Here is a 20,095-nt window from a genome sequence, read left to right as displayed (position 1 = left end):
AATTCCTTTACCAGCATGCCACTCATCCTCTTCAATAAACCATTCCAGGTCCTGTGCCAGTTTTCGCCGCAGGATGGCCGCGCCACCCTGGCCGACCATCTCACCATCCCCGGCATCTACCCGGCTGGCCGGCTCGACGCCGACAGCGAAGGCTTGCTGCTGCTGACGGACGATGGCCGCCTGCAGCACGAGATCAGCCACCCGGACCGCAAGGAAGCGAAAACCTACCTGGTGCAGGTCGACGGCGTGCCCGATGCGGCCAGCCTGGCGCGCCTGCAGGCGCCGCTGGACCTGGGCGACTTCATCACCAAGCCGTGCAAGGCCGTGCGCATCGCCGAGCCGGACTGGCTGTGGCCACGCAATCCCCCGATCCGCGCGCGCGCCGACAAACCCACCTCGTGGCTGGCGATCACCTTGAAAGAGGGAAAAAACCGGCAAGTACGGCGCATGACGGCAGCCGTCGGCCTGCCCACCCTGCGCCTGGTGCGCAGCGCCATCGGCCCGTTCTCGCTGGCCAGCCATCCCTTGCTGCCCGGCGAATGGTGCGAGGTGCCGGCCGAGAACATAGGAAAAGCGTGAGCGGGGCAAGAAAAAACAGCCTCGGCATCGAATTTTGCCAATAAGCACTATTTATTTTTAGATAATGCATTAAAATCATCCCACCTTAACATGATAGAAAAGGAAAGATGATGACAAAAGTAATTCTGGCCCTGGCCGCCTCCCTGCTTGCTGGCGCCGCACTGGCGCAATCGGGCGCCAAGGTGCACGCTTCCGCCGCGACCGATGCCGTCAAGCCGCCACCCGCTTCGGCAGCCAGCCATGCGTCGGCAGCTACCGACGCCGTCAAGCCGGTGCCGCCGGCCTCGGCCACCGTCAACGCTTCGGCCGCGACGGATGCGGCGCGTTCCGGTGCATCAACCAAGGCTTCGGCCGCGACCGATGCGCCACGCATGATTCCCCAGGCGCGCAAGACGAAGCAGCCGGCTGCTGAAGCTGGCAAGCCCGTGAAGTAAGTGCAGTTCCCGGGGTTACGGCAACAGCCATGTTGCTGTAACCCCACGCTTTCGGCGCGGACAGGCAGCATGCTTGACCAGGCAGCCGCCAGCATGGCTTAATCGCCGCTTCGCAGCCACCATCCCGCCCCATGAAAAATTCCCTACGCCGTCTCAGCCTGTCCATCGCCCTGCTGGCCTGCGCCAGCATTGCCCAAGCACAAACCAAGGGCGTGCAACTGTCGGCTGGCATGCACTTGATCCAGGCGGAAGTGGCCGCCACGGAAGCGCAGCGCGAACAGGGTTTGATGTACCGTGAAAAAATGGAGGCCAATGCGGGCATGCTGTTCGTCTTTGGCAATCCATCGACGCAATGCATGTGGATGAAAAACACGCCACTGCCCCTGTCCGTGGCCTTTATCGACGCCAGCGGCAAGATCGTCAACATCGAAGACATGCAGCCGCACACGCTCGACAGCCATTGCTCGACGAAGACCGTGCCCGTGCGCTATGCGCTGGAAATGCACCTGGGCTGGTTCAAGCAAAAGAACATCAAGCCAGGCATGAGCATCGGCAACTTGCCGGCCGCGCGCTAGGCGGTGGCCGCTGTCCGCTGCGGACACGGCCGCGAAAAACCGCGAAAAAGAACGCGAAAAAACCCGCCAGAATGAATCTGCGGGTTTTTGCTTTTCAACCAGTGCCAGCGTACCGGCACAGACAAGGCCACTGTAGTGGCTTGCCTGCTGGCGAATATTAAGCGGACAGTGCTTTCAAAGCAGCTGCCAGACGGCTCTTATGGCGAGCTGCCTTGTTTTTGTGGATGATCTTCTTGTCAGCGATACGGTCGATGGTCGACACGGATGCTTGGAAGATTGCAGCAGCAGCTGCCTTGTCGCCGCCCTGGATCGCTTTGCGAGCAGCTTTGATAGCCGTGCGCAAGGTCGAACGTTGGGACGAATTGTGTGCGTTTTGCTTAACTGCTTGACGAGCGCGTTTGCGCGCTTGTGCGGTATTTGCCATGGAATTTCCTAAAACAGGGTCAAAGTGCGTTTGCAAACATTAGTGTTTGCCAACCGGTGCGTTCTGTGCGTCTGCCGAACCATGTGTGCCAAACCAGTGCCTGTCAAACATTAGTGTCTGCGTAACAGAATTCTGTACAGCCTTCGATTATAGCGATATTTTCAAGCGGGGGCAAATCAAAAAACCGTGTGCCACGTCAAAAACACGTGAAAATGGGGCTGGCAAGGGCGAATAGGCGGCGCTTGTTACCCGCTTGTTACCATATTTTAACCGTTTGCCGGTACTGCGCCCGGCTATAATCTGCCCCCATGAACTTGCTTAAAACCCTCGCCGCCATTTCCAGCATGACCATGCTGTCCCGTGTAACCGGATTATTGCGCGAAAGCCTGTTCGCGCGCGCCTTTGGTGCCGGCGCCTACACGGACGCCTTCATTGTTGCCTTCCGCATCCCCAACCTGTTGCGCCGATTGTTTGCCGAGGGCGCGTTCTCGCAAGCGTTCGTGCCGATCTTGTCAGAATACAAGAACCAGCATGGCCAGGAAGCGAGCAAGCAACTGGCCGACCATGTGGCCACCACCCTCGTCTGGGCCACCTTGCTCGTGTCCGCCATCGGCATCGTGGGCGCGCCATGGTTTGTGTACGCGATCGCCACGGGCCTGTCCAAGGATCCGGGCGCCTTTGACGCGGCCGTGTGGATGACGCGGTTGATGTTCCCATATATTACTTGCATGTCCTTCGTGGCCCTGGCCGGCGGCATCTTGAATACCTGGCGCGAATTCAAGATTCCCGCGTTCACGCCAGTGCTGCTGAACCTGTCGTTCATCGCCGCCTCGCTATTCCTCGCGCCCCATCTGGCGCAGCCGATCTACGCCATGGCCATTGCCGTGTTCGCCGGCGGCCTGCTGCAAGTGGCGATCCAGATTCCCGCGCTGATCAAGATCGGCATGCTGCCGCGCCTGTCGATCAATCCCGCCATCGGCCTGTCCGACGGCGGCGTGCGCCGCGTATTGAAGAAGATGGGGCCGGCCGTGTTCGCCGTCTCGGCAGCGCAGATCAGTCTGATGATCAACACGAGCATCGCGTCGCGCCTGGCCGAAGGCAGCATTTCCTGGCTGTCGTACGCGGACCGTCTGATGGAGTTCCCCACCGCCATGCTGGGCGTGGCCCTGGGCACCATCTTGCTGCCCAGCCTGTCGAAAGCGAACGTGGATGGCGACAAGACGGAATACTCGGCCCTGCTGGACTGGGGCTTGCGCCTGACCTTCCTGCTGGCCCTGCCTGCCGCCGTCGGCATGGCGACCCTGGCCACGCCGCTGATCGCCACCCTCTTCCATTACGGCAAGTTCACGGCCGAATCCGTGACCATGTCCACGCAGCCGCTGGTGGCTTACAGCCTGGGCCTGATCGGCATCATCTTGGTAAAAACCCTGGCGCCCGCCTTTTATGCGCGCCAGGATATCCGCACGCCCGTGAAAATCGCCATCGGCGTGCTGATCGCCACGCAGCTGATGAATCTGCTGTTCGTGCCCTACATCGCCGTGGCCGGCCTGGCCCTGTCGATCGGCCTGGGCGCCTGCCTGAACGCCACTTTTCTGTACTGGGGCTTGCGCAAGCGCGGCATCTACCAGCCGAAACCGGGCTGGGCCAAATTCTTCCTGCGCCTGCTGCCGGCACTCATCGTGATGGGCGGCGTGGCGTATCTTGGCGCCATGCGCATCGACTGGATCGCTATGCAAGCCCATCCGCTGCTGCGGGCGGGCGCGCTGGCCCTGGTGGTGGCGCTATGCGGCGTGGCGTACTTTGCCACCTTGTTCCTCGTTGGCTTCCGCTTCCGTGATTTCAAGCGCCACGCGTAACAATCGCACACGTAACAAGAAACAAAAAAACCCGCCTCGGCGGGTTTTGTCATTCCAGCCAATAAAAATCAGGCAGCTTTGCGGGCGCGGCGGGCCGCGAAGCCGACCAGCGCCAGGCCGCCCAGCAACATGCCGTAGGTTTCCGGTTCCGGCACGGGCAAGGCGGAGACCGTGCCCACGTACTGGCCATTCTGCAAACCGCTCAAGCCTGACACACGCACCTCATAGGTACCCGCAGCCAGGGAACCGGCCCAGCTCAGGCTTTGGATGCCAGCCACCGACGTCAGGGTCAGGTCGCCATAACCCACCAGTGTGGCGGCGAAGTTGCTGATCGCGCCTTCGGCAACGGAAAACGTTTGCAATGCGCCAAACGAGGTCGACGATGGGGTCAGCAGCTTGAAGGTCCACAAATCATCGACCACCGAATTGGCGGCGAAATTGGTGGTGATCGATGCCCGCGTATCGAAGCCGCTCGGGTCCAGGATGCCCAAATTGTAGGTGGCCGCCGATGCGCTGAACGATGCTGCAGCCAGAATGCCTGCCGCGATAAATTTCAATTTCATAAATTATCCCTTAAAAGTAATTTATGGCCGCCAAGTGGGTCAGCCATCGCTTTAGTACTGAAAGCACCAAGCGGAATGGTAGCATAAAGACATTAAATTACTTGTAATTATTTTATCGAAATTTCATTTATTGAAAGTGTTTCCTCTATGAAATGGTTATGAGTCAAGATGAATTTCCAAGTGAAAATAGTTGCCCTTGGATACTTCGTTGTTGACTTATGGTTAAAGCGCATTGCGCGCTTCCTGTTCTGCGCCGCTCTCTTCGTCCGGCGCCACCACCTCGTGCGGTACCGGTTCGGGCGCTGGCGCAACAGGATGCGGCGGCGGAAACAACGCTGGCGGAGCGGCGGAGGGCGGCGCGACGGCGTCTGCCGGCACCAGGGCCAGTCCCGCCGGCGGCACGGGCCCGCCGGCAACAAACTGCCACTCGGACAGGTGCGACTTGCCTTCGAAACCGGTGAAACGGGCCTCGAAATTACCCACTTTTAAAGGCGCAGACGACGACAGGCTATGCACGCCGATGATGCCCTGGCTGCCGGGCTGGTACAGCAAGCCCCACTCGGCGCGTCCCGTGATGGGGTCCACATACAGCTTGCGCAAATGGCGGCGCACCTGCGGAAAGCGGGGATCGCGCAGCAAGGCGGCCAGGGTCGGCGGCTGCGGCGGCTGGCCCGCTGGCGTGGCGCCCGCGTAACTCTGCAGTGCATCGACAAACTGCGCGCCGATGTCGAGCAATTCCTGCTCGGCCGCCTGGCGCTGCAACAGGGAACCCATCTTCAGCCCGGCCGCCCCCACGAGGCCCAGGATGGCCACCAGGATGATCAGGCCCAGGTAAGTGAAACCACGCTGGCGGCGCGCAGGACGGTGCATGGCCGCTACCAGTCGGCGAACGGCGTGCCGCTGCGGTCCTTGCCGGGCGCGCCGCTTTTCACGTCATACACCTGGCCCGGCGTGTCGTCCGGTGGCGGCACGATGAGCCAGCTGCTGTCGCTGTCGGTGATGGGGTCGATGGGCATGGCGCGCAGGTATTTCTTTTCCACCAGTTGCTCCAGTGAATCGGGATAGCGCCCCGTATCGCCGTGGAACTGGTCGATGGTCGTGCGCAGGTTACGCAAGTTGTCCGCCAGCACGGTTTCCTTTGCCTTGTCGAGGCTGGGAAAGTAGCGGGGCACGGCCAGGGTCAGCAGCAGCGCCACGATGCCGAGCACCACCAGCAACTCGATCAGGGTAAAGCCGCGCGTGCGGGGGGCGCGGTCATGGACAGGCATGGTTCACCATACACGGTAAGGCACGTTGTTCAGGCCGGTCTTATTGGAAGTCGAGTACACATCGTACACGTCGTCGCCCTCGCGCGGTTCGGCCGCCTCGCTGGCGTAGCTGCGCTTGCCCCACGTCTGCGCATCGCTCAGGCCCGCGTCCATATTGAACGGGTCGCGCGGCACGCGGCGCAGGAAAAACAGCTTGCTGCGCTTCGGGTTGCGCTGGTCAGGCACGCCCTCGACCAGCAGTTCCAGGCTTTTCGGATAGCCGCTGGCATCGGGCGTGCGCAGGACGCGGCCTTCGTCGCCGGCCCGTTTATAGGCGTCGAGGCCCTGGCGGATCTCGCGCAGCGCGCGTCGCAATTCCTGCTCCTGGCGCCGCTGCACCGTCACCTGCGTGACGGGGATCACCAGGGTGGCCAGCACGCCCAGGATGGCCAGGGTCACCAGCAGCTCGATCAAGGTGAAGCCGCCTTGCCCACCCTGCGCATGCGCCAGTCTCATTTGGCGGGAGGCGGCGCCACCGGCACCGGCTGGCTGGACGAGAACGGCAGGGGCGCCGCCTGCAGCGGCACGGGCTGGCCAGCCGATATCGGCAAGGGTGAGGCGGCCGGCTCGGGCGACGGCGCCACTTCCGGCGCCGGCACGCTCTGCGGCAAAGTTTGCGTCAGCGGTGCCGGCGGCGCGCCCGGCGCCATCATCTGCTGCGCCGGCGCCGGCTGCATGCCGACGGCAGACGGGCCGGAACGCACGATCACCGTGCCCGGCATCTGCGTGGACGCCTTGGCCGTCATGTCGGGACGGCGGCGGAAGCTGCCTTCCGTGCCGGCGGAAAACTCCGACTCCTTCGCTTCCGGGCGCTGCACCGTGCGTACCAGGTGCGGCGTGATCGACAGCACGATTTCCGTCTTCTGGCTATCGTCCTTGCTGCTGCCGAACAAACGTCCCAGCACGGGAATGTCGCCCAGGCCCGGCACCTTGTTGCCCGAGCTGCGCTCTTCATTGTTGATCAGGCCCGCCAGCACCTGGTTTTCGCCATCCTTCAATTGCAGCATGGTCGATGCCTGGCGCGTGCCGATCTGGTACAGGGTCGATCCACTGCGGGTGGTGGTGGCCGCCCCCAGGTTGCTCACTTCGAGCGAGATGCGGATGCCCACCTCATTGTTCAAATAAATGGTCGGCTCGGCGTTCACCGTCAAGCCCACGTCCAGGTAGCTGATCGATTCGGAAGCGAAGCCGCCCGTGCCCGGCGAAATGGTGGTGGTCACCACAGGCACCCTGTCGCCGATGACGAACTTCGCCTTTTCCCGGTTGCGCACGCGAATGCGCGGGTTGGCCAGGATGTTCGCGTCGCCATCCGTCTTGTTGGCGTTTGCCGTCACGGCCAGGTTGCTCACGCCGATGCTGCGCTGGTTCAGGTTATTCAGGTCGTTGATGGTCAGCCCGATGCCGCCCGAGGTGGAAAGCGGCGTCAGGGTCAGGCTCGATGGCCAGGCCACGCCCAGTTCCATCAGGCGGCTGCGCTTGACTTCGAGGATTTCCAGTTCCAGCACGACCTCCGCCTCCGGCACGTCCTGCAGCGCGATCAGGCGCTCGGCCAGGCGGATCGCCTCGGGCGTGTCGCGCACGATGACGAGGTTGAGTTTTTCATCGGCCACCACGTCGCGCGTCTTCAAGATGGTCTTGAGCGTGTTGGCCACCTGCTTGGCGTCCGCGTTCGCCAGGAAGAAGGTCTTTACCAGCACCTCCTGATACTCCTTCAATTTTGCCGCCACGTTCGGGTAGATCAGGATCGTGTTCGCATCCATCACCTGCTGTTCCAGCTGGTTCGTCACCAGCAGGAAGTACACGGCCGATTCCACCGTACTGTTTTTCAGGAAGATCGACGTTTTCGCATCCGCCTTGACGTCCTTGTCGAAGACGAAATTGAGGCCGGAACGGCGCGCGATCAGCTCGAACACCTGTTTTAAGGGCGCGTCGCGGAACTCGATCGTGATCGGCTGCTTGTACGACTTGGCCAGGCCCGATTCGACGATGGGCGGCGCCGTCTTTTCATCGACTTCGCGCAGCAGCGCGCGCGCGCCGGCGTGGTTCGGCTGCTCCGTAAGGATGGCGTTCAGGCGCTGGCGCGCCGGGTCGTATTGTTTTGCATCAAACGCCGTGCGTGCATCGGCCAGCAATTTCCCCTGGCGCTGCTCACGTTCGAGCGCGCGCAAGCCGCTGTTGGCGCGCTCGTTCTGCGCATCGATTTCCAGCACGCTCATGAAAGAAGCACGCGCCAGCTCGCCCTGCCCCGCCTGCGCCTGGCGCTCGGCCTGTTGCAAGCGGTTGCCGGTCGCCCGCTCGCGCGCCTGCAGGTAGGCGCTGCGGTATTGCGCGTTGCCGGGGTCTTGCTGCAGCGCTTCCTGCAGCTTTTGCAGGCCGGCCGGTATTTGATCTTGCGCAATCAGCTCGCGCCCGTCGCGGTAGGCTTGCTGCCCGGCGCAGCCGGACAGCAGCACCAGCAGTAGCGGCAGCAGCGCCGATGAAAAGGAACGAGGCATCACTCGGAAACTCCAATGTTGAGCTGCTGAACCTGGTTCAACGGCAGATAAGTGAGCGTCATGACGGGCGGTGCGATCGTCACGACCTTGTAGGCGCCATCGATGACGGTATGGGCGCGCACGATATACGTCTTGTCGGCGCGCGACAAAAAGACTTCCCAGGCGCCGTCGGCGGCCGCCTTGCCCAGGTAGACGAACGGCAGCGGCGGCGCCATCGGCGGCGGCGGCGGGGGCGCGGCCGTCACCGCCATTTTCGGCGGCGGCGGATTCCAGTTCTGGCTCTGGAAGACACCGCCAGCGCCATCGGCACCGCCAAAGGTCTCGCCCTCCTCGCCCGCCACTTCGCTGCGCGGCAGCAGGGCCAGGATGGCCGGCTGCGCGGCTGGCGGCTTGACTGCCGCATGGCGCGCGGGCGCGACGGCCCGCTCGACCGCTTCGGCCACCTCGGCCACGGGCTGGCGCTCGCCCCACAGCAGCAAGGCACCCGCGCCCAGCACGCCGGCCAGCATGAGACTATGCCGCGGCGTCACGGCGCTTCTCCCGCGCTGTCAGCTAAATAAAACGTCAGGCGCAAGCGCGCTTCGAGTTGCGGATCGGCGATCTGCTCGCGGCGGAAACTCAGTTCGTCGAGCGAGGCGAAGGGAGCCGCGCGCAGCGCTTGCAGCGCGAACTGCCACACGGCCGCATAACTGCCCTTCAGCGGCAAGGTCACCTGCCAGGTGGCGACCTTGCTGGCCTTGTCGTAGCCGCTCTTGTATTCGCCTTGCGCCAGCAGCAAGCCGTTTTTCGCGGCCAGGTCGAACAGCTGCTTGACTTGCTGCTCCGCGTGGCGCTGCTGTCCCAGGGCGGCATAAAAGCGCGCCAGGTTCTCGCTGGCCGTCGCCGGCGGCGCCGCGATGGCGACGGTCAGCGCTGGCACGGGCAAGGGACGCGCTTCCAGCCGCGCCGCCACGGCGCGCTGCTGCCAGGTCCACGCCCAGGCGGCCACGCCCAGTGCGAGCAAGGCCACGGCCAGGCAGGCGGGCGCCCCCAGGCGGCGCAACAGCAGTTGCGCGCGCAGGCGCACGATTGCGAGGTCGATGGCCATCATGGCGTGCCCCAGCGCGCTTCGAGCTGGAAGCGCAAGGGTTTGTTCGGATCAAGCGCATTGATTTCATGGCGCAGCAACTGCACGCGCGTGCCGAACAGCTCCTGCTGCTTCAGTTGCGCGATGTAAGCCACCATGGCATCGCTACTGGTCGTCTCGGCCGTGATCTTCAGCACGCGCTTGCGCGCATCCGGTTCCAGCGCCAGCAGCGCGACACCGGGCGGCGTGGCGCTGGCCAGCGCATCCTGCAGGTCGCGCCACGGCAGATTCAGTTGCAGGATGGCCGCATTCACGGCTGCCGCCTGCGCCGGTGCGATCGGTGTTTGCGGTGCGCTCACCGGTCCCTGCGTGGCGGCCAGCACGCGCTGCTGCGCCAGCCGCCAATGCGCCTCGCTTGCCTGCTGGCGCTGCAGCGCGGCGCTGCCGCTGTACGCCGCCGTGACGGCCAGCGCCACGCCCAGCGCCCCCGTGATCCACGCCCAGACGGGAACGCGGTGCAGGCTGCGGCGCCAGTTGGGTGGCGCGAAATCGATATCGAGGCGCGTCATGCCACGCCTCCGCTACGGGCCAGCCGGGCAGCCGGCGACAAGGCGCCTTCCCCGTCCGGCGTGGAGAAAATCTGGCAGTGGAACGCTTGCGCCGGCGCCAGCCAGCCCGCTGGCGGCGCGCCGCACAGCTGCAGCAGCGCCGGTGCGGGCACGCCTTGCAGCAGCGCCTCGCGCGCCAGCGCCTGCAGCAGCCAATCCTGGCCCGCGCCCTGCGGCACGGGAAGTGCGCGCACGGCGCGCAAATACCCATCGTGCCGCACGCCCAGGGTCAAGACGTGCTCCTGCAGCTGGCCAAACCAGGCGCCCGGCTTCAACGCGCCGTGCCAGCGATTCCAGTGGCGCGCGAATTGCGGCGTGATGAAAATCAGGGCCAGCTTGCGTGCAGCCGCCACGCGCGCCAACTGTGCCAGCAGCGCACGGGGCACGGCGCAGAAAAACGGCGCGCGCGCATCCCAGGCGCTGCTGCTGTGCCACAGGCCGGGCGCATCGCCATACAGCGACTGGAAGCGCAGCGCGGCGGCCGCCTCGATATCGGCCAGGCGCGCCGCGCCTTGTGGCATGTCCACTTGCCACAGGCGCGCCAACGCATCGTCAAGCACCACGGACAGGGGCCAGCCCGCGTATTCATCCACCGGCAGCAACTGGTCCAACGCCTGGCCCAGGGCGGCAAAGTCGCCGTGCAGCGTGACGTCCGGCACGTACACGGCTTCGCCCAGCGGCGTCCAGGCGGGCGCGCGCCAGCGGCTGCTGCGCCACAGGCTCACCTTGCCCGCCGCCACGCCCAGGCGCAAACCTTGTCCATAAGCTCTACGCATGCAGGGTGACCCTCTTGATTTCCGTGATGGTGGTGGCGCCCCGTTTCACCAGTTCCAGCGCCGCCAGACGCAGGCTGCGCGTGCCGTTCGCGTACGCGGCCGCCTTGATCTGGCGGATCGGCTTTTTATCGACGATCAGTTCGCGGATTTCATCGGTCAGCACGAGGATTTCGGCGATCGAGCGGCGTCCCTTGTAGCCCGTGCCGCGGCAGTCGCCGCAACCCTTGCCCTGCTTGAATTGATATGTATCAACGTCGGCACGCGCCAGGCCCACGCTGGCCAGCTCACTGTCGTCGGGCGTGTACTCCGTGGCGCAATGGGGGCAGTTGGTGCGGATCAGGCGCTGCGCCCAGATGCCGTTCAGGGCCGAGACGAACGCATATGGATCGATGCCCATGTGCGTAAAACGGCCGAACACGTCGAACACATTATTCGCATGCACGGTGGTCAGCACCAAATGGCCCGTGAGCGCCGATTGCACGGCGATTTCCGCCGTCTCGCGGTCGCGGATCTCGCCCACCATGATCTTGTCGGGATCGTGGCGCAGGATCGAGCGCAAGCCCTTGGCGAAGGTCAGTCCCTTCTTTTCATTGACGGGGATTTGCAGAATGCCGGGCAGCTGGTATTCGACGGGGTCTTCGATGGTGATGATCTTTTCGCGCCCGTTATGGATTTCCGTCAGCGCCGCGTACAGGGTCGTCGTCTTGCCCGAACCCGTGGGACCGGTGACGAGCAGCATGCCGTAGGCTTCCTGCGCCAGCGCGCGCAAGGCGACCAGCGATGGCGCGTCAAAGCCCAGCGCTTCCAGGGTCAGGGCGCCGTAGGCCTCGATCATGGCGCGCTTGTCGAGGATGCGGATGACGGCGTCTTCGCCATGGATGCTGGGCATGATGGAGACGCGCAAGTCGATTTCGCGTCCGCCCGATTCGACGCGGAAGCTGCCGTCCTGCGGCACGCGGCGCTCGGCGATATCGAGTTCGGCCAGCACTTTCAGGCGCGAGATAATGTGTTCGGCCACTTCGATGCCGTTGACGGACGTGGCGTGATCGAGCACGCCGTCGACCCGGTACTTGACGGCCAGGCCGCCTGCCGTGCTTTCCAGGTGGATGTCCGAGGCGCCTGCTTTGAGCGCGTCATACAGGGTCGAGTTGACCAGCTTGACGGCGGGGCTGGCCGCTTCCGACACGCTGGCAAACGACAGCACGGCGGCCGTCTTGCCGTCGCGCCGCGCGTCCGTGGCGGCGCCAGGCAGCAGGCTGTCGACGGCGCGCGCCGATTCTTCCTGCTTCGACAAATAGGCGCCGATGTCGGCCTGCAGCGCCAGACGGATGCTCAAGGCGCCCTGCCCGGCGCGCGCATTCAGCCAGGTTTGCAGGTCGAGGTCGAAGGGGTCGGCGATCACGCCCACCAGCTGGCCATCGGCGGCGCGCAGCAGCACGCTGTGGCGCGCCAGCGCCTGCGACAGGGGCAGCACATCGAAGGCGGGAGACAAGGCCAGCATGTCGGCCGTTTCCAGTACGTCCAGGCCGAACGGGCGCGCCAGTTCGCGCACCACGGCGCGCGCCTCGATGCCGCTCAGCTCCTGCAATTCCTCGACCAGGCTGCGCTTCGATTGGCGGCTCAGGATGCGCGCGCGCTGCAGCAACGCAGGGTCGATGGCCACGGTGGATTCGGCAGCTATGGGCATCATGAAATATCGCCGGCAAGGTCAAAGATGGGCATGTACAGCAGGATCACGATGGCGCCCACGACGAGGCCGATGGCGGCCATCAGCAGCGGCTCGAACGTGCGCGTAAAACGGTCGATCCAGCGGCTGATTTCGCCGTCGTAAAAGGCGGCCGACTGCGTCAGCATGGGGCCCATGTCGCCCGTGCGCTCGCCCACGCGCAGCATGCGCAGGGAAATCGGCGTCGTCAGTCGATGCTGTTCAAACGCGGACGACAGCGGCTGGCCCGCCTCGATGGCGCCGCGCGCCTGCTGCAACGACGCCTGCATGCCCGGCGAGACCATCGCCTGCACGGTGCCGATCGCCTGCACGATGGTGATGCCGCCTTCGGCCAGCATGCCCAGGGTCAGATACAGGCGCGACAGTTCATAGATGCGCACGCGTTCGCCGATGCCAGGCAGCTTCGCCAGCAGGCGCGCCACGCCGCCATGGCGCAGCACGCGCCGCACGGCCGTGACCACGACACTGCCGGCCAGCGCCAGCCCGAGCAACAGCAGCAGGCCATGCTGCGTGACGAACTGGCCCCAGCTGAGCATCACTTGCGACATCCACGGCAGGTTGCGTCCGGCGCCCTGGTACACCTCGGCGAAGCGGGGCACGACATAGCTGATCAGGAAGGCGCTGACGCCGCCGCCCACGGCCAGCAGGATGGCGGGATAGATGGCGGCGCTGACGATTTTACTGCGCACCATATCGATGCGCTGCTGGTAGTCGATGTAGCGCGACAGCGCGCGCGGCAAGTCGCTCGTGCCTTCGGCCGCCTTGACGATGCCGATGTACAAGGGCGGAAACAGCTCCGCTTGCTCACCAAGCACGGCGGAAAAGCGCTTGCCTTCGCGCAAGCCTTCCAGCAGGCGCGTGAGCACGCTGCGCGTGGCCGGCGACGCTTCCTTTTCCAGCAAGGCTTCCAGCGCTTCGACGATGCCCAGGCCCGCGTTCAGCAGCGCCAGCAATTCCTGGCTGAACAGCAGCAGGGGCAGGGCCCGCGCACGCTGGCGTCCGGCCGCGCTGAACGGCGTGGCCCGCACAGGGCGGATGGCGCTGACGAACAGGCCGCGCGCCTCGGCCTGGCGGCGCGCGTCGGCTTCGTCGCGGCCGTCGATCACGCACGTATGCAAGGTAGCAACTGCCTGGTCCGTGGAAAGCGCGCGTACTTCGAACTGCATGATGGCTTGTCCGTAGGAAAAAGAATGGCGCTGGCGCTATTGCGAGCTGATGTCGGCGTTCTCGCCGCTGCCGCCCGGCTGGCCATCCTTGCCCATCGAGACGATGTCATACTCGCCCTTGCTGCCGGGCGCGCGGTATTGATAGGCATGGCCCCACGGGTCGAGCGGCACGGCCTTTTTCAGGTAGGGACCATTCCAGCGTGTGCCGGCGGCGGGCGGCGCGACCAGCAGCGCGGCCAGGCCTTCTTCCGTGGTCGGGTAGCGCCCCACGTCGAGGCGGTAGGTATCGAGCGATTTTTCAAACGCCTCGATCTGCGCCTTGGCCACCGTTACTTCGGACTTGCCCAATTGGGCGAAATATTTGGGGCCGACATATGCCGCCAGCAAGCCGATGATCACGATGACGACCAACAGTTCGAGCAAGGTAAAGCCGCGCGCATGGCGCGTTGCCGCAAGGTTCTGCCTGTGTGCTGCATGCATCCGGTAACTCCTTCTTGCCTACCTTCAATACATTGCCGCCATGTGCGCCGCTAGTGGCCGCGCACAGGCGGTGCGCGCCTGCCTGATGCCTAAGTAACCCCAATAAATTATTGTAATTTCTGACTTCCATAACCGGCGCTAGGCGGCGTTGCTCACTGCTAGCAGTGCTCGCACTGCGTCGCAGCGAGCGCCTTGCATAGCATCCGGTTCTGTTCCTCATAAATTCACACTAATTTCCCGAGGCTTACTTAGCAGGCTACCATGCCGCTTATGGTTAATACAATCTTTTGTTTGTACTGAAAACAACAAAATTCCGAGGGAAACCATCGCGTTTTCCCTGACGCAAGTCGCGCGCCACCCGCCTTGCGACCGGCGTACAATCGGCGCACGAGCGGCCATACGGCCTGCCTTGGGAGCTTGCATGTCTGCAATCCGTTTCAGCCTTGCCATCCTGGCCGCCGCCAGCGTACTGCCGGCCGGCGCAGCGGCGGCGCAGCGCCAACTGTATATTGTGCAACTGAGCATGCAACTGCCCACACCGCCTGACGCGGCCCAGCGGAAGGCGCAGCGGGAAGCCGGCCGGCGCGCCGTGCTGGCGCTGGTGCCCGATGCCACGGTGCGATACCAATATACGGCCGTGCTGAACGGCTTTGCCGCCCTGCTGACGCCGGACGAAGTCACGCGCCTGCGCGCCAGCCCGCTCGTGGCGCGCGTGGCGCCCGGCACCGAGGATCAGTTCAACGATGGCGGCACGCACACAACCGCCGCACCCCGGCCGCAGCGCTAAACGGCTTCAGGCGGCCAGCAAGCGCAGCGCGATGCCGCGCGACACGGCTTGCGTGCGATTGCTCACACCCAATAATTTGTAGATGCGCTGCAAATGGCTTTTCACGGTCCCGCCGCTGATGCCGAGAATTTGCCCCACCTCCTCATTGCTCTTGCCGATGCTGACCCAGTGCAACACTTCCAGCTCGCGCGCACTGGCCGCGCGCGCCGCGCCGGTGGGCGCTGCCTGCGCTCCGTCCGGCAGCGCCAGCCAATGGATATGCAGGTAGGGCAGCAGCAATTCCAGCACATACGCCTGGCGCGCCGGGTCAGGCCGGGAGGCGCAGGAGGCGCAAAACAGGGCAAAAAAACTGCCGTCGCCCGCAGCCGCGCTGCCATGCACGAGGACTCCGTCGAGGATGGCCACGCGCCGCCCGCCTGCGCGCCAGGCTTGCGCCAGCCGCGCCACCTGCCCCTGGCGCGGATCGCTGAGCGACCGCACCTCGGCCTCGGCCAGCACCGCGCTATGCCAGGCCGCGCTGCGCACCACGCCGCCATCGGCGCCCAGCTGCGCGCAGACGAGCACGGCATGCGGCAGCAGCGCCTGCAGCGGCCCCTGGCTCCACAAAAAGAAATCGCCGGGCACGGCGATGCCATGCGCGCCGAGTATGGCGTGCAGCAGGTATTCCTGTTCCCTCCCCGTCAGCAGCATCAGGCGCGCACTGCGGTGTCAAAAGCATCAAGCGCCAGGTAGCGATAGCCGCTGCCGCGCACGGTTTCAATGCGGTGGCCGCAGCCGCCCGGCTGCAAGGCTTGCCGCAAGCGTCCCACGTGGGCGTCGACCGTGCGTTCGTCGAGATACGCGGCATGGCCCCACACCTGGTCCAGCAGCTGCGCGCGGCTATGCACCCTGCCCGGATGGTGCATGAAGAAATGCAGCAACTTGAATTCCACGCGGCCCAGATTCACGGGCACCTTGCCGGCCGTCACGCGCCGGGTGTGCGGATCGAGGCGCAAGGCGGTGGCGCTGGCCGTGCTTGCGCCTGCACGCAAGGCCGCAGGCGCGCGCCGGCGCAGCAGCGCATGCACGCGGGCCAGCATTTCGCGGGGGCCGACAGGCTTGCACAGATAATCGTCGGCGCCGCTGTCCAGCGCCAGCACCTTGTCCTGTTCGCTGTCGCGCGCGCTGAACATTATGATGGGCAAGTCGCACAGCACGCCATCCTGGCGTACCTGGCGCAGCAGCGCGATGCCGGACGCATCCGGCAATTCCCATTCCAGCAACAGCACGTCGGGCGGGTCAATTGCCAGCAGCGCCAGCGCGCTGCGCGCATCCACGGCGTAACTGACCCGGTAGCCGGCGCCCGCCAGGTTATGCGCCAGCAGCGCTTGCATGGCGGGCGCAGGGTCCAGCACCAGGATATGGCCAGGCATCGATGCATCTCCCGAAAAAAGTTGGCGGCAGTCCATGAAAAAACTAGACTACCCGACAAGTTTTTTACTATGCATCAAGCGTAAAACGGTGACCAATACAATTTAGTTTCCTGATTTATAGCTATTTCAAATAAATAGACGATGGGCGTGTGGCGGATTGACGGCGGCGCAGGGCAAAACCGATCAGCGCCAGGCCGCCCGTCAACATCATCCATTCCGACGCTTCCGGCACGGCCGAGATCGTCGCGATGCTGGCGTAGCTGCTGCCCGTAATGCTGGCGGGCAAGCCACCGTTCAGCGGCGTCAGTTCGAATTGCACGAGGTTGCCATTCGCATTGCCCAGGTAAGTGGTGCCGGTGTAGTCGAGCAAGCCCACGCCAAACGTCGTGCCCGCGTTAGCGGCCGTGTTCAGGAAATCACCGCCGAAGACGACGTTGAAACCGAACTTGCCGCCCAGGGTCACGTTGTGAAACCAGTCGTTGTAGGCGCCGCTGTTTCCAAAGGTCAAGGTACCGGGCACGCTGCCGCTGACACTGCCTTCCAGCGATTCCAGCGCGCCGAACGCGCCCGAAAAATTGCTGAGCACGGCGCTGGCGCCGGGCGCGGGGCTGTTACCGGCAATAAAGGCGAAATCGAGGAAGCCGGCGCCCGAAAACTGGCTCGTGTCGATTTCCACGCGATAGCCGAGCGGATCCGCCAGTGCCACGCTGGAGCTGGCAGCCAGCATGGCGGCCAGCACGGCGCGGCGCAGGGTCAGATTAAGTGTCGTTGTCAGCATGATGGTGTCCTTAGAAGTTGCCGGCGAAAATGCTGGCCGAGTAGGTGATCGTCACTTTCGACGGATTGATGAAACTGACGGCAAACGAGGCCGTCGCGCCCGGCGCCAGGCCGGCCGCGTTGACGGTGACGTAGGCGGCGCCCGTATGGCTGCCCGTGGCATTCGCCAGGGTCACGCCAGCCGGCAAGCCGCCGAACACCACCTGGAACGGACCGTTCAAGGCGCTCGTGCCCGTGTTGGTAAACGAGAACGTGCCCGTATATTTTTGCGTCGCGCGGCTGTACGTGAGGCCCGAGCTGGCTGTCGCCACGGCGGCCGTGATGTCGCGGTAGGCCGGTTGCAAGCCCAGGCTGATGACGACGGGATCGTGGTCCGAGGCGCGGTAGGGCAAGCCGTTGTACAAGTCTTGCGGCTTGGCCGAGTCGATGTTGTAGTCGATCACTTCCGGCTCGTCCGCATTCACATGCCATTCGGCCACGCCGGCCACTTGCGGGCTCAGCGACGCACTGGCCAGTGCATGGTCGAGGTAGCCGCTCTGGCCGCCGAATACGTACGAATACGGCATGCCGGACGGCCGCACGAAACGTTCGAGTTCGTTGACGAAGCCGACGCCCGTGATGACCTGGATCGGGTCTTCCGCACCATATGAGTTCAAGTCCCCGATGACCAGCACGTCCGCGTCGCCGGCAGCGGCCGCCACCTGCGGCACAAAGCTGCCCACCAGGCGCTGTGCTTGCTGCACGCGGGTGGCGTTCCAGCAACTCTGGCTATCGTTCTGGTCCACATCCAGCCCGCTCGAGGGGCAGCTGCCCTTCGATTTCAGGTGATTGACGATCAGCGAGAATTTCTCGCCATTGCTTGCAAGAAAAGTTTGCGCCATCGGTGGCCGGTTGTTGATGGCGTTGGCGTCCGACAAGGCGCCGCCCACCAGGCCCAGCTTGCCTGGCTTGTAGATCATGGCCACGCGGATGGCGTCCGTGCCCGTGGCGGCCGGTTTCGGCACGACGGCATACGTGACGCCGCCGATGGCAGCGTTCAACTGTTCGACCAGGTAAGTGACGGCTATTTCGCCATTGTTCTGGATTTCCATCAAGCCCACCACGTCCGCATCGATAGCCTTGAGCTCGGCGACGATCTTGTCGCGCTGGCGCTCGAACTCGGCCAGGTTGTCGGCGCCGCGGCAATTGCTCTTGGTGGTCGATGCGCCCACGGTACAGCCCTGCCCCGTCTGGCCAAAGATATTGTTGCCATTCGTAAAAGTCGTGAAGAAATTCAACACATTTGCGCTGGCCACCTTGACGTTGCCGGATGGCAGTTCCGGGCTGCCCGTGCGCGGATTGTCGCGCGAGAATTGCGGCGTTTGCGTCGGCTGCAATTTGTAGGCGGCGCCGCCACCGCCGATGGCACCGAAATCCACCACGCCCGTCAGGTCGGCCACCGTATCGCCGCTGCGCACGGTGTTGTCCTGGCCAAGATACGGAATGCTGGGTGGCGTGACGAAGATGCCATCATCGAGCACAATCAGGTTGTTCGCATTGGCGGCGATCAAGGCTTGCGCCTCGGCGGAGCCAGCCGGATGGCGATTGGTCGGCACTTCGCGCCGGCCCGCCGACAGGGTCAGCTCGCCGCGCGCACCCAGGTAGGCGTTTTGCGACACGGTCAACGGTTGCGTGAAGCGCACCAGCATGCCTTCCACGGCGGCCAGCTTATCGTTCGGTAAGGTTACATTCGTCGGCACGATGCCGTGGCCCGCGCTTTGCGTGAGGATGGCCGTCACGTCCTTGAATTCCGTATAGGAATTTTTCGCGCCCGAGGGCGTGTATTCGACCACCGTGCCCGTCACGCGCACCAGTTCGCCCGGCTGCACGGTGGTGGCCGTCGCGCCCGTGTATACAAAGATACCGTCCGACGTCGATGGGTCGCCATCGCCGGCCGCGTCCTGCATGAAGAAGCCCGTGCCCACTTTCAAGGTCACCACGCCTTCCGTCGTTTGCACGGAATTGGCGTAGGGGCTGGTGGCGCCCGCGCCCTGGATCTGCGGAATCGTGTGGCTGACGGCGGCCAGGCCTTGCACGGCGACATCGATCTTGCACGACGCCGTCTGCTGCTGGTCATTGCTGAAATTCACGATGACGGGATAATTGCCCACCGGCACGCCAGCGGCCACCAGCAGGCTGACCATGGCGCTCTCGCCCGCCACGCCGGCCGCGCTGAAGTTGCCCAGGCTGATGCCGGCCACGGCGGGCGAGCTCAAGATAGCGGCATTCACGACGCCATCCACGTCGGACGCGCGCAGCACGGCGCTGCCGCCATTGCCCACGGCCAGGGCCAGGCTGGCGGGGCAACTGGTGACGATCTGGTGCACGACGGGGTCGCCGCAGACATTCAGTGGCGAAGCCGTATTGCGCGGCGTCACGCTGCCGGTGGCAAAATCCACGCTGTTATCGTCCGTGTCGCCGCAGCCGCCATTCGCGCGCAGGATAGACAAGGTATTCGAGGGTGCTTGTGCCACGGCCCCTTCGAAGCCGTTGGCCGTGCCGAAGCCGACCAGGTCGATGACGGCCGCACCCGTGGGGCTGGCGCCCGTTTGCGCCGTCTTGCTATTACTCAACAGTACCTTGCCTGCCGTGCCGGACATGGCCAGGCTGCCCGTGGCGTCCGGCGCGGGCAAGTCTTGCGTGCCGCCCGTGCCCTTGGCTTGCTGGACCAGCAAATACTGGCCAGCTTGCAAATCGATAGCCGGCAAGGCCGTCACGGACCAGCTCGTGCCAGCGGCGGATGCGTATTGCACGCTCCAGTTGCTCAGGTTGACGGGACTTGCGCCACGGTTGAACAGCTCGATGAAATCGTTGCGGTACACGGCGCCCGTGTTGCCGCCGCCCCCATACACCTGGCTGATGACGATGTCGGAGGCGGCCAGGGCTGGCAGGGACAGGCTGGCCAGCACGGCGGCCATGACCGTCAGGCGCAAGGGTTTACGCAGGGACAAGGGCGAAACGGACGAGGCGGCAAGGTGGGAAGTCATGGTTTTCCTGGTCAGTAAAATGACAACGAACTTATGAT

Annotated in this window: 22 protein-coding genes; 5 read left to right on the top strand and 17 right to left on the bottom strand. The window is 64.4% G+C overall.

Annotation, left to right across the window (positions count from 1 at the left end; genetic code table 11):
- The first annotated feature begins 15 nt into the window (after positions 1 to 15).
- From AC3IQ7_RS08700 to AC3IQ7_RS08690, 3 genes are all read left to right on the top strand, one after another.
- Entirely contained in the window at positions 16 to 579 is a 564-nt protein-coding gene (locus AC3IQ7_RS08700) for a pseudouridine synthase (RefSeq protein ID WP_096234386.1), read from the top strand.
- A gap of 110 nt (positions 580 to 689) precedes the next feature.
- Positions 690 to 1,013, top strand: coding sequence for a hypothetical protein (locus tag AC3IQ7_RS08695; protein WP_489209036.1), 324 nt, complete (start codon positions 690 to 692; stop codon positions 1,011 to 1,013).
- A 131-nt stretch (positions 1,014 to 1,144) separates the two neighbouring features.
- Positions 1,145 to 1,588, top strand: a complete 444-nt coding sequence (locus AC3IQ7_RS08690) for a DUF192 domain-containing protein (protein ID WP_322427660.1) — start codon at positions 1,145 to 1,147, stop codon at positions 1,586 to 1,588.
- Between the two features lie 157 nt (positions 1,589 to 1,745).
- Here AC3IQ7_RS08690 and rpsT read toward each other — a convergent pair whose 3' ends face one another.
- Positions 1,746 to 2,012 (bottom strand): 30S ribosomal protein S20, encoded by a 267-nt coding sequence (rpsT, locus tag AC3IQ7_RS08685; RefSeq protein WP_010395935.1) that lies wholly within the window; start codon positions 2,010 to 2,012, stop codon positions 1,746 to 1,748.
- 308 nt (positions 2,013 to 2,320) lie between these two features.
- On the opposite strand from rpsT, the gene murJ reads away from it, so the two are divergent.
- The gene (gene murJ / locus AC3IQ7_RS08680; RefSeq protein WP_489209033.1) at positions 2,321 to 3,868 is read left to right on the top strand and encodes a murein biosynthesis integral membrane protein MurJ; all 1,548 of its coding nucleotides are present in this window, start codon (positions 2,321 to 2,323) and stop codon (positions 3,866 to 3,868) included.
- Positions 3,869 to 3,936: 68 nt separating this feature from the next.
- Here murJ and AC3IQ7_RS08675 read toward each other — a convergent pair whose 3' ends face one another.
- From AC3IQ7_RS08675 to gspG, 12 genes are all read right to left on the bottom strand, one after another.
- Positions 3,937 to 4,431: an FxDxF family PEP-CTERM protein gene (locus AC3IQ7_RS08675; RefSeq protein WP_099378983.1), complete on the bottom strand. Its 495-nt coding sequence runs from the start codon at positions 4,429 to 4,431 to the stop codon at positions 3,937 to 3,939.
- 222 nt (positions 4,432 to 4,653) lie between these two features.
- Positions 4,654 to 5,301, bottom strand: a complete 648-nt coding sequence (locus AC3IQ7_RS08670; protein WP_489209030.1) for a type II secretion system protein — start codon at positions 5,299 to 5,301, stop codon at positions 4,654 to 4,656.
- 5 nt (positions 5,302 to 5,306) lie between these two features.
- The gene (locus tag AC3IQ7_RS08665) at positions 5,307 to 5,699 is read right to left on the bottom strand and encodes a type II secretion system protein (protein WP_489209028.1); all 393 of its coding nucleotides are present in this window, start codon (positions 5,697 to 5,699) and stop codon (positions 5,307 to 5,309) included.
- A gap of 3 nt (positions 5,700 to 5,702) precedes the next feature.
- Positions 5,703 to 6,194, bottom strand: coding sequence for a type II secretion system protein (locus AC3IQ7_RS08660; protein WP_489209026.1), 492 nt, complete (start codon positions 6,192 to 6,194; stop codon positions 5,703 to 5,705).
- On the bottom strand, positions 6,191 to 8,233 hold the full coding sequence (locus AC3IQ7_RS08655; protein WP_489210411.1) for a secretin N-terminal domain-containing protein: 2,043 nt from the start codon (positions 8,231 to 8,233) through the stop codon (positions 6,191 to 6,193). The genes AC3IQ7_RS08660 and AC3IQ7_RS08655 overlap by 4 nt, the downstream gene beginning before the upstream one ends.
- Positions 8,233 to 8,763 carry a hypothetical protein gene (locus AC3IQ7_RS08650; protein WP_322427655.1) on the bottom strand — a complete coding sequence of 177 codons (531 nt, stop codon included), beginning with the start codon at positions 8,761 to 8,763 and terminating at the stop codon, positions 8,233 to 8,235. Before AC3IQ7_RS08650 ends, AC3IQ7_RS08655 begins: the two co-directional genes overlap by 1 nt.
- Positions 8,760 to 9,323 carry a hypothetical protein gene (locus AC3IQ7_RS08645; RefSeq protein WP_099378977.1) on the bottom strand — a complete coding sequence of 188 codons (564 nt, stop codon included), beginning with the start codon at positions 9,321 to 9,323 and terminating at the stop codon, positions 8,760 to 8,762. Before AC3IQ7_RS08645 ends, AC3IQ7_RS08650 begins: the two co-directional genes overlap by 4 nt.
- Positions 9,320 to 9,868, bottom strand: coding sequence for a PilN domain-containing protein (locus AC3IQ7_RS08640; RefSeq protein ID WP_322427653.1), 549 nt, complete (start codon positions 9,866 to 9,868; stop codon positions 9,320 to 9,322). Before AC3IQ7_RS08640 ends, AC3IQ7_RS08645 begins: the two co-directional genes overlap by 4 nt.
- Positions 9,865 to 10,683, bottom strand: a complete 819-nt coding sequence (locus AC3IQ7_RS08635; RefSeq protein ID WP_489209023.1) for a hypothetical protein — start codon at positions 10,681 to 10,683, stop codon at positions 9,865 to 9,867. The genes AC3IQ7_RS08640 and AC3IQ7_RS08635 overlap by 4 nt, the downstream gene beginning before the upstream one ends.
- The gene (locus AC3IQ7_RS08630) at positions 10,676 to 12,373 is read right to left on the bottom strand and encodes a GspE/PulE family protein (RefSeq protein ID WP_489209021.1); all 1,698 of its coding nucleotides are present in this window, start codon (positions 12,371 to 12,373) and stop codon (positions 10,676 to 10,678) included. The genes AC3IQ7_RS08635 and AC3IQ7_RS08630 overlap by 8 nt, the downstream gene beginning before the upstream one ends.
- Positions 12,370 to 13,575, bottom strand: coding sequence for a type II secretion system F family protein (locus tag AC3IQ7_RS08625; RefSeq protein ID WP_489209020.1), 1,206 nt, complete (start codon positions 13,573 to 13,575; stop codon positions 12,370 to 12,372). The genes AC3IQ7_RS08630 and AC3IQ7_RS08625 overlap by 4 nt, the downstream gene beginning before the upstream one ends.
- Before the next feature lie 36 nt (positions 13,576 to 13,611).
- Positions 13,612 to 14,055, bottom strand: a complete 444-nt coding sequence (gene gspG / locus AC3IQ7_RS08620) for a type II secretion system major pseudopilin GspG (protein WP_034751618.1) — start codon at positions 14,053 to 14,055, stop codon at positions 13,612 to 13,614.
- Between the two features lie 421 nt (positions 14,056 to 14,476).
- Between gspG and AC3IQ7_RS08615 the strand changes: the two genes are divergently transcribed.
- Positions 14,477 to 14,842 carry a protease inhibitor I9 family protein gene (locus AC3IQ7_RS08615; RefSeq protein ID WP_489209018.1) on the top strand — a complete coding sequence of 122 codons (366 nt, stop codon included), beginning with the start codon at positions 14,477 to 14,479 and terminating at the stop codon, positions 14,840 to 14,842.
- A gap of 6 nt (positions 14,843 to 14,848) precedes the next feature.
- Here the strand turns inward: AC3IQ7_RS08615 and AC3IQ7_RS08610 are convergent, their stop codons facing one another.
- The 4 genes from AC3IQ7_RS08610 to AC3IQ7_RS08595 all read right to left on the bottom strand — a co-directional run bounded on the left by AC3IQ7_RS08610 (position 14,849) and on the right by AC3IQ7_RS08595 (position 20,057).
- Positions 14,849 to 15,532: a LuxR C-terminal-related transcriptional regulator gene (locus AC3IQ7_RS08610; protein WP_489209017.1), complete on the bottom strand. Its 684-nt coding sequence runs from the start codon at positions 15,530 to 15,532 to the stop codon at positions 14,849 to 14,851.
- A complete protein-coding gene (locus AC3IQ7_RS08605; RefSeq protein ID WP_489209015.1) occupies positions 15,532 to 16,254 on the bottom strand; it encodes a winged helix-turn-helix domain-containing protein in 723 nt (240 codons plus the stop codon). Before AC3IQ7_RS08605 ends, AC3IQ7_RS08610 begins: the two co-directional genes overlap by 1 nt.
- Positions 16,255 to 16,375: 121 nt before the next feature.
- Entirely contained in the window at positions 16,376 to 17,032 is a 657-nt protein-coding gene (locus AC3IQ7_RS08600) for an NF038129 family PEP-CTERM protein (RefSeq protein ID WP_489209013.1), read from the bottom strand.
- A gap of 10 nt (positions 17,033 to 17,042) precedes the next feature.
- Positions 17,043 to 20,057 carry an ExeM/NucH family extracellular endonuclease gene (locus tag AC3IQ7_RS08595; protein WP_489209011.1) on the bottom strand — a complete coding sequence of 1,005 codons (3,015 nt, stop codon included), beginning with the start codon at positions 20,055 to 20,057 and terminating at the stop codon, positions 17,043 to 17,045.
- Positions 20,058 to 20,095: the final 38 nt, after the last annotated feature.

Source organism: Janthinobacterium sp. GL_088, from assembly GCF_057837845.1.
Note: the sequence above shows the minus strand (reverse complement) of the source record. Positions and strands in the feature narration are given on the sequence as shown.